This is a genomic window from Flavobacterium sp. LHD-85, from assembly GCF_030929595.1.
Taxonomy (GTDB): Bacteria; Bacteroidota; Bacteroidia; order Flavobacteriales; family Flavobacteriaceae; genus Flavobacterium.
In genome coordinates, this window is the sequence record NZ_JAVFVR010000013.1 from 1 (window position 1) to 15,241 (window position 15,241).

The following is a 15,241-nucleotide window of genomic DNA, read 5'->3' on the forward strand; positions in this document are numbered from 1 at the left end:
AATTCTGGCAATACCAATTGGCTTTCTGTTGAATAAGCATCATATAAAGCAAATAACTCATTTTTCATTATATCAACTGACCATCCATCACTTACAATATGATGCATAACGCAAATAAAAATGTAAGTATCATCAGAAGTTTTTATCAATTTTGCTCTAATTAATAAATCCAGCCCTAAATCAAAACTATGCGTGATTTCATTATAAACAATTTCATTTATTTTTTCAGTCGAACAATCTTCTTCACTTACATCTTCCAACAGTAACAGAAAGTCAATTTCAGCGATTTTTAATACATTTTGCCTAATTTCACCCGCTTCATTTTCATTAAAAACGGTACGCAAAGATTCATGACGCTCAATGAGGCTTAAAAATGCTCTTTCTAAAGAAGGAATTGACAGACTTCCGTTTATTTCAAAAATACTTGACATGTTATAGGCAATATTCCCTCCTTCAAATTGGCTTAAAAGCCATAATCTGCGTTGTGAAGAAGACAGTTCGTAAGTTGATTGTTGAGCGACTTTAGAAATATTGCTATATATTATTTTTTTAGCCGCTAAGATTATTTGCATTTGATCTTCGAAAATCATATTTACAAATAGATCTTTAAAGCTAATTTTTACATTAAACTCTCTGTTTACATAACTTAATAGTTTAGTAACTTTCAAACTGTGGCCTCCCAGTTCAAAAAAATTATCCCCTATTCCAATTTTTTCTATCTGTAAAACTTCCTTCCAAACTGCAGCAAGTTTTTTCTCAGAATCATTTCTTGGCGCAACATATTCTGCACTTGATAAAATTCTGGATTCTTCAGGATTAGGTAATGCTTTTCGATCTATTTTTCCATTTGGCGTCAATGGTAAAGAATCAATTTGCACAAAATAACTTGGAATCATGTAGTTAGGCAGCATATACTGTAAATGAGAAATCAAGTTTGATATTTTTAATTTCTCTTTACTTACAACATAGGCAACCAAACATTTTTCTCCCAAATGATTCGTTTTAGCTAAAACTACATTAGAATCGATATTTTTATGCTTTTGTAGCGCACTTTCAATTTCTCCTAATTCTATTCGATAGCCTCGTATCTTAACCTGATTGTCAGTTCGCCCAATAAAATCGATATTACCGTCTTCAAACCAACGACCTAAATCACCGGTTTTATAAAGTTTTTCATCTTTTTTAAATGGATTTAAAACAAATTTTTCTGCTGTTAGAGAATCATTATTAAAATATCCGCGGGCCAGCCCATCGCCTCCAATATATATTTCTCCGTAAACTCCAGACGGCACCAAATTGCCATAAGCATCTAATATTCTAATTTTTGTGTTCGAAAATGGTTTTCCTATAGGCGTAAAACCATTTAGAGCTTTTTTATAATCGTCGTAATAAGTTGAATCTATTGTAGCTTCAGTAACACCATAACTATTAATTATTTTTATTTCGTTACCTAACTTGTCTTTCAACCTATTATAGTCCTGATTATTAAAACTGTCAGAACCAAAAATCAATATTTTAAAGAAACTATAATCTTTGTTTTCCTTTACTATATATTCCATTAAAGGCAGCAATAAACTAGGTGTGCCCTCTAAAATTGAGATCTTTTGTTTATACATTAACTCATATAAATGCTCCGGATTCAGTTTAACATCATTCGAGCAAATAATCATTTTTCCTCCTGTTAAAATAGAGCGGCAGATATCTCCAACAAAAACATCAAAAGATATGCTTGCAAGCTGCAATAAATTGACATTTATCTGATCTAAACCATAATGAGATTTCCAGTTCTCACAAATACTTACCACACTAAAATGCTCTACCATAACACCTTTAGGGTTACCTGTAGTGCCAGATGTATAAATTACATAAGCTAAATCATGAGGCTGGCAGATTCTCTCGGCATTGTTTTGTGAATATTTACTGTATATTGCATTAAAATTATTTAATGTGTCGGCGTCCAAGACTGCAATACATTTGCTGTCTTGTTCAATATAGCTTATTCTTTCTTCGGGATAATTTATATCGATAGGTACATATGCTGCTCCTGCTTTTAATATTCCCAAGATCGCGATAATCATCATTTCGCTCCTATCCAATTTAATTCCAACTAAATCATTTGGTTTTATTGAATAGTTCTCTCTAAGATAATGTGCTAATCGATTTGCTTTTTCATTTAGCTCTTTATAGCTTAATTCAATTTCTTCAAACACTACAGCAATATGGTCTGGAGTCTTTTCTGCCTGCTCTTCAAATAAATCTACAATCGTTTTTTCTTTTGAGTAAATTACCTCTGTATTATTAAAACCTGTAACTAACTCCTCTTTTTCATGATCTGTCAGATAATCAACTTGATCGATTAGTTTTTCAGGTTTTTGAATTAATTCTAAAAGAAGGTTTTTAAAATGAGGAAATATTCTTTCGATAAGATAATCATCATAAATATCTGTATTATACTCAATTGTTAGATCTAATCCTTCACTTTCTACAAACGTAAAACTTATATCCAGTTGCGATGTTTTACTTATAAACTCATAATTATTTATTTTAAGATTTAAAAGTTCTTCCTGATTAAGATTATGCAATTGTCCTTGATTTTGCAATACTACTAAAACATCAAATAAAGCAGAACGGCTTGTGTCTCTTTTTAGATTCAGATTTTCCACTAAGACATCAAAAGGATAATTTTGATGATCGTATGCACATAACAGAACCTCTTTTTGAACTTTAATAAAATCTAAAAAATCAATTCCTTTTTCAATTTTAGTTCGAATGGCAAGTGTATTCAAATACAGCCCTATCTGATTTTCCAGATCTGGGTGCTCTCTTCCTGCAATTGGGGTTCCAATTATAATATCATTCTGACCTGTGTATCGATATAGCAGTGTATTTATGCCTGCCATTAAAGTCATAAATAACGTAATATCCTGCTGTTTTGAAAATACTTTTAATTTCTCTAAAAATTGAAATGAAAACTGATGTTTTATTGTATTTCCATTATAGGTCTGAACTAACGGACGCGTTTTAAAAGTAGGCAAATTAAGAGCTGGTAACTCTCCGGTAAATTGAGTCAGCCAATATTGCTCTGAAATTTTATATTTTTCCTGCAATATTTCTTCATTAATCCATACTGCATAGTCTTTATATTGAATATTTAATTTTGGCAAATCAATTTTATTTCCTTGCAGTAAAGCGTTATAAATTTTTACAACTTCCGATATCAATATTTCGATAGACCATCCATCTCCAACTATATGATGCAGCGATAAGAAAAACACAAATTCTTCCTCTTTCAATTTTAATAAAGAGGCTCTAATAAGCCCCACTTCTTGCAAATCAAAAGGTGTCGCATTTCTTTCTTCTAAATAATCTGCAATCTGTTCTTTCTGATTCTCAACTGAAGAAAAATCTTTTTGTTCAATTTTAAACGTTGTATGGCTATCAGGTGAAATAAATTGGCGAACCTCGCCTTCTTCATTTGTTTTAAAACCGGTTCTTAAAATTTCATGACGATGTGCTAATAATTGAAAAGATTGTTCAAATTTATCAAAATCGATGGTTCCGTTTAACCTTACTGCAGCAGGCATATTATAGGCTAAAGAACCGCCTTCTAACTGACTTAATATCCATATTCGGCCTTGAGAAGCCGTCAATGGATAAGATTCAGATTCAAAAGTTTTTAGTAATGGTGAATAGCCATTATCCTGCAACAGAACACTTAAGCTTTCTATGGTTGGATTGGCAAAAAAAGTTTTAAACGATACGGTTTTGCCTAATTCTTTCTGAGTTCTGTTTATTACCTGAGAAATAATTAAACTATGACCTCCTAATTCAAAGAAATTTTCATTGACTCCAATTTTTTCTATTCCCAATACTTCCTGCCAGATTCCTGCCAAACTTTCTTCTATTACGTTTGTTGGCGCTTTAAATTCTTTTCGGATGATATTTTCTTCCGAAATGTTTGGCAGAGATTTTCTATCAATTTTTCCATTAGGAGTTAAAGGCAGTTTTTCCAAAAACATATAAAATCCTGGAACCATATAATCTGGCAATGCATTCTGAAGAAAATCTCTTAATACTGATCTATCAATATATTTTGATGAAACTAAGTAAACAACCAACACTTTCTCCTGATTATTTTCTTTTACTTCTACAGCTACCTGCTTTATATCCCCAGAAAACTGTAAAATTGTATTCTCAATTTCGCCAAGTTCAATTCTATAACCTCTTAATTTTACTTGTTGATCTTTCCTTCCTAAAAATTCAATATCGCCTTCAGGCAGCCAACATGCCAAGTCACCAGTATCGTACATTCGCTCGCCACCCATAAATGGATTTGCTATAAATCTTTCATCTGTCAATATTGGTTTATTTAAATATCCTCTTGCTAAACCAGATCCTGACACATACAATTTACCAGTAACTCCAATTGGAACGAGTTGTAAGTCATCGTCTAAGATGTAAATTTTAGTATTTGAAATTGGCTTTCCAATTGGAATGTTTGTCTTTTCAAAATCGTTTCTACTTACCTTATAAATTGACACACAAACGGCATACTCTGTAGGTCCATATGCATTATAATAATCAATTCCTTCATTTATAACAGCAATTGCTTTGGTAGAATTCGCAGGTTCTCCCGCCGTAATAATGCATCTCAATCCTGAAATATCGCTGTCAGATAACAAGCCTAAATAACTTGGCGGAAAAGTCACCACTGATGAATTTGTTTTTTTAAGAAAATCAACAAATTCATTCTTATCTTTTATCGTTTCTTCTGTCGGGATACATAGTGTGGCACCGCTGTACAAACCCATCATGATCTCTGATATGGAAGCATCAAAAGCAACAGAAGCAAACCATACTATTTTATCGTTTTCTGTAATTTCAAAAGATCTAATCTGATCTAAAGACATATTTACATTACTTGTATGCTCAATCATTACCCCTTTAGGCTGTCCGGTAGAGCCTGATGTATAAATTACATACGCTAAATCTTTGGGTGAAATCTTTTTATTGATATTGTTTTTACTAATCTCATCAAAATTTATTGACAGAAGATTTACTGTCATGCAATTATTCTCAAGCAATAAAGCCTCTTCACAAATTACTAGTTGCAAACCACTATCTTTTATAAAGTAGTCTATTCTTTCTTTTGGATAATTTATATCGATTGGCATATAAACTGCACCCAATTTTAATATTGCTAATAATGCTACAATTCCATTGTCTGATTTAGGCAAAAAAACACCAATAATGTCTCCTTGATTTATAACGTATTCTGACGAAATGAAATGAGCCAATTGATTTGCCTTCTCATTTAATCCAGAATAAGTTAATTTTGAATCTTTATACCAAACTGCGGTATTATTTGGCGTTTTAGCAACTTGCTCTTCAAATAAATCAACTATTGTTTTTTCTTGCGGATAAAACGTGTTGGTAGCATTAAAATTTACTAATAAATTATGTTTTTCTTCTTCTCTTAATAGTGAGAATTTAGATAAATCAACGGCTATGTATTCCTTTAAGTTAATTATGAAATCAGTAAAATGGGCAATCAGATAATGAACTATATCCTTTTTTACAAACCCATCCAGGTAAGTAACATTAATATCTATATTTTCATTTATCTTAACGTCAAATGCGATGCCTTTGCATTTGATATTTTCTTTAGAATTTATATTAATATCCAAATTAGAATAAGAAGACAAATTTATAACACCTTTTAAATCATAATCTTCGATATTGTAATTCTCAAAATAACTTAAACTTTCTAAGATCTCATTTTTGACTTTTAGCAGATACTCTTTAAATGTGGCATTTAAATTTATTGGAAGCGCAAGAAGTAAATAATTAGCATGAGAATCACTATTTGATGTTACGTAGCCATCAAACTCAGGCATAAGTTTTTTTAGCAAAAAAGAAAAAACAGCAACTATAACTGTATGTTGTGCTGTAGCATTATTGTTAGTAATCTGATTCAAATAAGAAAGATCCGCAACATTAATTCTTGCGTTTAAAGTATGCTCTTTTTTATCCCAAGAAACAATATTACGTTCTCTGTAAGAAATTTTGTTTTTCCAGTATCTTGAAGCTAAATCAAAGTTATCTAAACCTTTGTTCGAATCCATAAATCTAATTTTTCCGTTTTTTTTATTATTACAATTTTGAACTCTTAAGTCTGCAAATTTTCATTTTTTAATTTCCATGACTTATTTAAATTACAGCTCAAACAAAAATTATCAAAGTATTTACACTATGTAAAATCGTTTATAACAATGCCAAAACTAATTGTTGCATAGCATTATATAAAATGCATACAGTCGACATTTATAAATTTCGAGTCTACATTTATAAAATGCATTCTTTATTTTTTCTAACCTCTTGATATACAAAAGCATACTTATCACATATTTTGTAAGGATTGTATTAAAAATAATTCATAAAAAAGAATAATTATCTCTATTTTTGTCAAAGTATTTCTTAATCTTTCTCTATCATTATTGAATTTATGCCAAAACCTAAAATAGATTTTACTTTTTTTTCTTCGTTTATAATACGCACTCCTATTTATCCTATTGAGTTTTATAAAAATCTTACTGAAGGATTTTCAATTGAAACAGATACTGTAAAAAAATTAGTAAACGATTATCAAATTAGTGAAGCACTATATTTAGCATCACCCGAGTTATTTTCTGAAATTCAAAAATGGTGCGCACAAGAAAATTATCCAATTCAAAAAGGCGAAAAAATTAAAATTTCTGTCTTAAAATATCTTATTCGCATGTCTACCAGATGTACTCCTTTCGGCCTTTTTGCGGCTTGTGGAGCAGGCAGATTGGCAGATTTGACAAAAATTAATATTAAAAATATCTCCTCAGTCGAAAAAGGTTCGTTTTATAGAAGAACTCGTTTAGACATGCAGTTTCTGGTTAATTTATCTACTGAATTGGCTCAAGATCAAAATATTCAAAACGAATTGCTTTTTTATCCTAATTCTACATTATATAAGCTGGGTGATTTTTATAGATATGTAGAGTACATCTTTGAAAAAAAAAAACGCAAGTATTCTCTGGAAGCATTAAAAAAAAGCAGCTATTTAGATTTAATACTTGAAAAAGCCGTTTTAGGCAAGAGTAAAGATAGTTTGGCTGCATATTTAATAAGTGATGAGATTAGTCAAGATGAAGCTTTAGAGTTTATTGACGAATTAATTTCTAATCAAATCCTTATATCTGAATTAGAACCTGCACTTACTGAAATTTCTAATTCAGAGAATTTAAAAAGTCTATCAAAAAAAGAGGCCGAAAGAACCATTAAAATTGAGACCTTTAATAATGAAATAAATGACAAACTTTTAAAAATCGATCTTGCATCAGGAAACCAAATTTCTTCTTACGAAGCAATAATGGAAACGCTCCTGAAAAAAGAAATCTCTTTTGATAAAAAATATCTTTTTCAAACTGATTTATTTCTTGAATCTAATGACTTTCAATTAGATAAAAAACATAAATATCAATTGCAAAAAGCGATACATCTTTTAAACAAAATTTCTGAAAAGCCAAAACAAACGCCTTTAGAAAACTTTAAAAAATCATTTCTTGAGAGGTATGAACATGAAGCCGTTCCTTTAGTTAAAGCACTCGATATTGAAACTGGAATTGGATATTTGCAGAATACTATTTTTGACTCTACTCCTATATTAGATAGTATTGAAATCAAATCAAAAACAAATACTGACTATCAAATAAACTTAAACAAAGCTGAAAAAATTATCTACAGCAAATTACTAAGTGTCCTTGAGAGTAACCAGGCAAGCATCTGCTTAAGCGATGAAGATTTTAAAGATATATCTTATGCTCATAAAATGCCAGAGACATTTTCATGCGTTTTTGAGATAGTTCAAGAAAACGGAAAAGAATATATTGCAATTCAAAGCATTGGAGGTTCCAGTGCGGCAAATTTAATGGCAAGATTTTGTTACGGAAACTCAGAAATAAATAATTTCGCAAAAGAAATCATCCAATTTGAATCTGAAAATATCAACAATAAAATTATTGCCGAAATAATTCATCTCCCAGAGTCCAGAACAGGAAATGTATTAAGAAGGCCAAATTTTAGAATTTATGAAATTCCTTATTTGGGAAAGTCAAATCTGGAAAATTCAAATCAGATAAATATTCAAGACTTATGGTTATTTGTAAAAAACGACCGACTAGTTTTGTGGAGTAAAAAACATGATAAAGAGGTAATCACAAAGCTGACCAATGCTCATAATTACTCTCACAATGCTTTGCCTATATACCATTTTTTATGCGATATGCAATTTGAAAATTGTAAATCGGCAATTGGATTGAATAATAAACTGGAGAAGCTCTTCGATTATTTACCCAGAATTACAATTGAGAACTGCATTATCTCAAAAGCAAAATGGATTTTTAGTAAAACGAAACATGTTGATTTTTTCAACATATTGGCTTCAAATAATTTTAATCCTGAATTGTTTCGTTCAGCTCTTCTTTCTGAAAACATTAAAGAAAATCAATATGTTTCATTAATCGATGGAGATAATACCTTAGTAATTAATCTAGCAAACGACACTTGTCTAAAAATGCTGGCCGAAACTGTTAAAAATAGACCACAATTTATTTTGGAAGAATTTTTATTTCCTTCTAATAACGTTGTTAAAGGAGAAAAAGGCTGCTATGCAAATCAATTCATTGTGGGTTTAAAAAATAATAAAGAGTAGGAAATGAATAAGCAAGTAAAAAGAACTTTTATTTTGGGAGAAGAATGGCTTTATTATAAAATATATTGTGGAAATTATTCTGCCGATAACATATTAAGCGAAACCATTTTACCAATTGTAAAAAAACTGCATAAAAAAAAGCTCATTAAAAAATGGTTTTTTATACGTTATAATGATCCTAAAAATCATTTAAGGCTTCGCTTTCAAATCAATGATACCAAAAATATTCAGAAAATAATATTTTTAATTCAGGCACATTTTAGAGAATTGATCGAAAAAGATTTGGTAAATGACATTGTAACGGCAACTTATAAAAGAGAAATTGAACGATATGGAGAAACAACAATAGAACTGATCGAAAAATTATTTTATTACCAAAGTAAAAAAGTGCTCAAACTTATTTGCAATACTACTAAACAAAATGACGAAATAGCCAGAATATTTGCTTCTATATTAATGATTGATGAAATGCTAGAGCAATTTAAAATGTCGTTTAACGATCGAATCAGCTTTGTAAAATCCATGGAACAAGCTTATAAAGCGGAACATGAGATTGAAAAAGAAAATAATAAAAAATTAGATCAATTATATCGGGCATATAAAAATGAAATAGAATTATATTTACAAGAAAAACAAGAGCCTTTGTATTTACAAGGATTAATAAAATTATTTAAAACAACTAAAAAAGAGATTGCAATAATAAATGATATAATAGAAGGGAAACCATCCATTCCAATCGAAAGTCTTATCTCCCCCATTATTCACATGAACATTAATAGAATATTCAGATCAAAACAAAGACAGTATGAAATGCTTTGCTATGATTTCATGACCCGATATTATAAAAGTATTGCTGCCAGAAAATGAAAAATATTATCTTATTTTTTTTACTGTTATTTACAACTGCTTCCTTTTCTCAAAAAAAAGAAACTTTTGTTATTCCGGATTCATTAAAAAACACCTCTTTTACAGAACTTGAAAAACGTTTTGAACGCTCTTTTTCGAATAACAAAATCAAAAAACTGTATGCAAGAGTTTATTACAAAAAATCTAAATTTCAAAATGACAAAATCATTCTTGCAAATGGATTGTATTTATACGCTATATCCTTTGCAGATGACAAAGATGCTTTAAAATGCTCTGATTCCATTATCGCATTAACAAAAAATAGTGATGATTTTAATTATCCTGCAAAAGGTTATATATTAAAAAGTAACTTTTTAATGAAAAATATGGACTTAAAGTCCTCACTGAATAATATATTAGAAGCCGAAAAATATTCTTCTAAAAAAAGAAACATTGAGCAAAATTTAATGGTTAATCAGCAAATAGCCTTAATTAAAATTGAACTGGGAAAAGCAAAAGAAGCCTTACCTCTTATCTTAAAAAATTACGAGTATTTTAAATCCAAAGATGCCCATTCTGTCGATTATCTATACACTACCTGGATTTTGTCTGATATATATATTCGTTTAAAAAAAATAGATACCGCTCTTAATTATATTAAAATACTTCAAAGACAAATTAACTCAGGCAATAGATTTTATGAATATTCAATTATGTATGAGGGCATTTGCTATCATTTTAAAAATCAATACGCTAAGAGCGACATTTTTTTAGACAAAGCAATTACGATGCTAGCATCTGGTAACGATAAACTAAACTTGGCAATTAGTTATTACTACAGAGGAGAAAATATTTTACAAAATGAAAAAAATATAATTAAAGCTCAGGATTATTTTGAAAAAGCAGATTCTATACTGGTTAAAAGCGGCTCAAATACTGCAGATTTACACAACAATTGTGTTCGTTTAATTGAAATAAGTAAAAAATTAAAAAATAATGACAAACAATTATATTATTTAAATCGATTAATAGAGATAGATTCCTATTTAAATAAAAATGGAATCATTTTGCAGGATAATATCAATAAAAATTATGAAAGGCCACATTTATTGTTGGAAAAAGAAAAAGTAATTGTAAAAATGAATATTGAGAAAAATCTTTACATTGGCATTGGATTTATCATTTTTATAGGCTTAGGATTTTCTCTGTTTAACTTATCAAAAATAAAAAGACAAAATAAACTTTATAAAAATAGAGTGAATGAATTACATCATAAATATAGTAACGAAAATAAAGCTCTTGAAATAGAAAAATCGATAATTGAAACTGCTGTTACAGAAACAAAGGAAAACAATACAAAGACTGTAGATCTTTCTAAAGAAAAAGCAATTGAAATATTAAAAAAAATAGATCAATTTGAGAAGAATAAAGGTTATCTGGAGCAAAACATAAACCAAATTGATTTTGCCCGTAAACTAGAAACCAATAGCACTTATTTATCTAAAACAATTAACCAATATAAAAACAAAAACTTTAGCCAATACATTAATGATTTAAGAATTGAACATACTGTTAAGAGATTAAGTGAAGATAAAAAATTTAGAAATTATTCTATTAAAGCTATTTCAGAAGAAGTTGGTTTTAGTAACTCTGAATCATTTTCAAAAGCTTTCCTAAAGAAAACAGGATACCAGCCGTCTTATTTTATAAAAAACAGCGAAAAATAATTAAGAAACAACTTTTTAAAAACATAGCAATTAATAAGTTATAAATATTCTAGACCGATATTTATAAATTTCGAGAATAACAATTTTTAACTGAATACTGTAGACAGTATATTCGCCGGAATTAATTTTAACATTTAAAAACTATGAAAAAGAAACAAGTTAAAACTGAAAAGAAATTGTCGTTAGATAAATTTAAGGTAGCTGAATTTAAAAATATGCGTACTATTGTTGGTGGTAACGTTGACGATGATAAAGGCGGAACAATTACACCACCAACAAATTCAGGGCAGGTAAGCAATTAAGATCTTTCTGAAAGCGTAGTCTTGTAGTCAAAATATCAAAAACGTTTATAATGAAATTATTTTTTTTAATCTGTGCTTTTGCTTTCACAAATATTGTAGCATCCCAAGAAATTATTCTAACAGAAAAACCATTTACCGACAATTATTATGGCAAAGTTATTAGTGATCCGTATCGTTATATGGAAAACCCAGATGACACATTGGTGCAAAAATGGTTCAGACAAAATAGTATTGAAAGCAGAAAACTTTTAGATAATATTTCTGGCAGAAAAGAAATATTTGAAAAATTATTAGAACTAGAGAAAAGAAATTCATTCGATATAAGCTTACTTAACATTACGGATAATAACTATTCATTTTACTTAAAGAAATTAAATAGTGATAAAACCGGAAAACTATATTTTAAAAGTGGGGAAAAAGCAAAAGAAATTTTGCTTTTTGACCCTGCGGATTATAAAAAGGAGGCAGGCAGTAATTATTCCATAACTTACATCAAACCTTCCTGGAACAATAATATTGTTGCTATTGGTTTGGCTAAAAATGGAGAAGAAATTGGCGAAATAGCCTTTCTTAATGTAAAAACTAAAACTTTACTTCCTGAAGTTATTACACATTGCTGGCCAGCGGCATTAGCGGGCATAAAATGGCTATTGGATGACTCTGGAATTGTTTACATTCATATTCCTGTAATTGATTCAAAAGATAAAAATTACATCCTAAATACTGAATCTGTTATCTACAAAATAGGTGATCAGCCAGATAAACATAAAATAATATTCTCAAAAAATAATAATCCCGAAATTGAAATTACCAATGCAGATTTTCCTGTAGTGTATGATTTTAATTCTAATGATAAATATATTACAGCCAGCCTAAGCGGAGCAACAACTTATGAAGATTATTATTATGCTCACATCACAGAATTAAAGAATCAAAAAATAAACTGGAAACCTTTATATAAAAAGGAAGATGAGCTTTTAAACCCAAAACTAATAAATGATAATTTATACTGCGTTTCATCAAAAAACACACCCAACTTTAAGATTATCAAAACCAATATTATCAGTCCTGATTTTGAAAATGCAGAAATTGTCGTAGCCGAAAATAAAATAGAATCTATTGATGACTATGTCATAAATAAAGAAGGTTTATTTTATTCTACTACTAAAAATGGAGTTGAAGCGAAATTATATGAAAAAAAAGGAGATATAATTAAACAAATACAATTGCCTATAAAGGCAGGAGCTGTTACTATACAAAATAATAACAGCAATAATACAGGCTTATTAATAACTATCAATGGCTGGCTAAATTCTAAATCCCGATACAGCTATGATGCCCAAAAGAACATCTTTAGCGAAGCAAATATCACAGCACCGATTCTTTATCCTGAATTTGAAGATTTTGTCGTAGAAGAGATCGAAATTCCATCACACGATGGCGCTATGGTTCCTGTATCATTAATTTACAAAAAAGGCCTTAAAAAGGATAAAATGAATAATGTCCTTATTGACGGATATGGATCATTTGGGATCTCGCTAAAACCAAGGTTCAAAATCTTTTATTTATCATGGGTTTTAAACGGTGGCGTATTTGTAGAAGCACACGTACGAGGCGGCAGTGAGAAAGGTAATGATTGGTATAAAAACGGCTATAAATCTACAAAACCAAATACATGGAAAGATTTAATAGCTGCAGCCGAATATTTGATTAAAGAAAAAATTACTTCAAATGAAAAAATTGCCATAACTAGTGGCAGTGCGGGTGGCATTTTAGTTGGCAGAGCAATTACTGAAAGACCCGATTTATTTAAAGTAATGATCTGCAAAAATGGAGAATTAAATACCGAAAGACTTAAAGAAACTCCAAACGGGCCAAATTGCTTGAAAGAATTTGGTAATCCGGAAATAAAAGAAGAGTTAGAAGCTCTTATTGAAATGGACTCTTATCTGCATATTAAAAAAGGAGTTCAGTACCCAGCCTGCTTAATATCTACAGGCATGAATGATGCCCGTGTTGCACCTTGGATTTCAGGTAAGTTTGCTGCGAGATTAAAAGCGTCGTCTACTTCAAAGAAACCTATTGTTTTTGCAGTGAATTACAATGCCGGTCATGGACTAGACAACTCAAATCTGGAATTATATAATGACTTTGCTGATCAATTTGCCTTTGCTTTATGGCAAATGGGAAATCCTAAATTTAAGCTCTTAAACTGATTGTACAGTTATAACAAAAAAGAGTCAAAATACCAACTATCAACATCTTAGCTCTCTTTGTTATTTTTTGTTTTGCGTTTCTTTGCACCCTCTACTTCCAGAGCCCGAAATTCGCAAATGAGCATCTGCAAGTGGTGCAATAAAATGAAGTACAGATAAGACACAAAACAGAAAGCCTGCAAAAAAATCTGCAGGCTTTCTTAAAATCCAGTCTTTCTGCTGAATTTGTTTAAGTAATTTATTACATCTTTATGTTGCGGAGTCTGAAGTTCCGCAATATGACTTTCTAACGCAGCAGAGAGTAGCCGTAATCCTTATGTAATGGGTCATTTTTAAGTTTCCACTAATCTCAACAACCCTGAAGTCTAATTTATCCTTTTTATTCTATTGCTAATCAAAAAAAGACGATGGAATAACGTTCTTTTTCTCCAGAAGTAAGTAGTAAAGAGCTATCAATCTAAACAAATAACAAGACAAAGATCAAAGCATAAATCTTAGTCATAGAATACTAGTACATCGATATTCAGAAAAATGGAACCGTCACAAGTTCAAATCCTAACGTACTTCATTTTGAGCGAATTGATCAAAAAACACAGCTATTTTTAATAAAAAAACAAGTATAAATACCTATCTATTAATAATTTTCAAATCATATCTTTAACAATGAATTATAATGGAACTCAAAAGAAGACTTTCGTACAAGAATGTAGATGCATAATGCCCGATTAATACTGTATTACTTTAAAAAACCATAAAAGAAATTTTATTTTAGAAGTGGCAAATGTAAATCCAGTAAAACAACAAAAAAAATATAGCTATTAAGAAATAATTCGAGAATAAAAACATATACCATAGCAATGGTGTTGATCTTATTCGCTTTTTAAATTGTTAAACCTAAAGACAATTATTATGACCTTTTTTGAATTTTTAGCGCAAAATTATAAAGTAGAAACAATTCTTGGCCTTTGCTCCTTTATTTTCTCTGCTTTCCTTGGCTTTCTAGCCTACAATAATTCACTTAGAATGAAGAAGGTATCCTCAATTATTTCAATTGCTAACTCAAAGAATAAGGCTAATCTAACTACAGCAATGCTTGAAATATTGCCTTCATATAAATTGCCTGATCTAAATCAGGAGAACGGCTTTAAAATCATCAAAATGGATATGGAACAGAAAATGAAGAAATTCGAGATTAACATGAAACTTCTAAGATTGGGCATTATTCTATTTACTGGTGTGATTATCCTCCTTATAATCCCCTCATATATAAAATTTAACAAAACTAAGATTGAAACATATGGCAAAAATAGTCCTGGCATTAATGGCAATGGAACAACTATAAACTACAATACTACAGAGACATCAAATGACAGCACTGAAAGCATGAAAGACACTGTAAAAGATTAA

At 29.8% G+C, this 15,241-nt stretch carries 7 protein-coding genes; 6 read left to right on the forward strand and 1 reads right to left on the reverse strand.

Annotated elements, in window-relative coordinates; all coding sequences use genetic code 11:
• The coding region (locus RB618_RS18815) for a non-ribosomal peptide synthetase (RefSeq protein WP_308070170.1) at positions 1–6,125 on the reverse strand (6,125 nt) is incomplete at its 3' end.
• A 380-nt stretch (positions 6,126–6,505) separates the two neighbouring features.
• On the opposite strand from RB618_RS18815, the gene RB618_RS18820 reads away from it, so the two are divergent.
• From RB618_RS18820 to RB618_RS18845, 6 genes are all read left to right on the forward strand, one after another.
• Complete coding sequence (locus RB618_RS18820; protein ID WP_308070171.1) at positions 6,506–8,743, forward strand: lantibiotic dehydratase family protein; 2,238 nt, start codon at positions 6,506–6,508, stop codon at positions 8,741–8,743.
• Positions 8,744–8,746: 3 nt separating this feature from the next.
• The gene (locus RB618_RS18825) at positions 8,747–9,610 is read left to right on the forward strand and encodes a thiopeptide-type bacteriocin biosynthesis protein (RefSeq protein WP_308070172.1); all 864 of its coding nucleotides are present in this window, start codon (positions 8,747–8,749) and stop codon (positions 9,608–9,610) included.
• On the forward strand, positions 9,607–11,316 hold the full coding sequence (locus RB618_RS18830; protein ID WP_308070173.1) for an AraC family transcriptional regulator: 1,710 nt from the start codon (positions 9,607–9,609) through the stop codon (positions 11,314–11,316). Before RB618_RS18825 ends, RB618_RS18830 begins: the two co-directional genes overlap by 4 nt.
• A gap of 143 nt (positions 11,317–11,459) precedes the next feature.
• Positions 11,460–11,618 carry a hypothetical protein gene (locus RB618_RS18835; RefSeq protein WP_308070174.1) on the forward strand — a complete coding sequence of 53 codons (159 nt, stop codon included), beginning with the start codon at positions 11,460–11,462 and terminating at the stop codon, positions 11,616–11,618.
• A gap of 50 nt (positions 11,619–11,668) precedes the next feature.
• A complete protein-coding gene (locus RB618_RS18840) occupies positions 11,669–13,834 on the forward strand; it encodes a prolyl oligopeptidase family serine peptidase (RefSeq protein ID WP_308070175.1) in 2,166 nt (721 codons plus the stop codon).
• Between the two features lie 909 nt (positions 13,835–14,743).
• Complete coding sequence (locus RB618_RS18845; RefSeq protein ID WP_308070176.1) at positions 14,744–15,241, forward strand: hypothetical protein; 498 nt, start codon at positions 14,744–14,746, stop codon at positions 15,239–15,241.

What these genes read in the sequence shown, in the direction of transcription:
- RB618_RS18820 (WP_308070171.1), top strand. Translation starts at nt 6,506, where the DNA reads ATGCCAAAACCTAAAATAGATTTTACTTTTTTTTCTTCGTTTATAATA.
- RB618_RS18825 (WP_308070172.1), top strand. Translation starts at nt 8,747, where the DNA reads ATGAATAAGCAAGTAAAAAGAACTTTTATTTTGGGAGAAGAATGGCTT.
- RB618_RS18830 (WP_308070173.1), top strand. Translation starts at nt 9,607, where the DNA reads ATGAAAAATATTATCTTATTTTTTTTACTGTTATTTACAACTGCTTCC.
- RB618_RS18835 (WP_308070174.1), top strand. Translation starts at nt 11,460, where the DNA reads ATGAAAAAGAAACAAGTTAAAACTGAAAAGAAATTGTCGTTAGATAAA.
- RB618_RS18840 (WP_308070175.1), top strand. Translation starts at nt 11,669, where the DNA reads ATGAAATTATTTTTTTTAATCTGTGCTTTTGCTTTCACAAATATTGTA.
- RB618_RS18845 (WP_308070176.1), top strand. Translation starts at nt 14,744, where the DNA reads ATGACCTTTTTTGAATTTTTAGCGCAAAATTATAAAGTAGAAACAATT.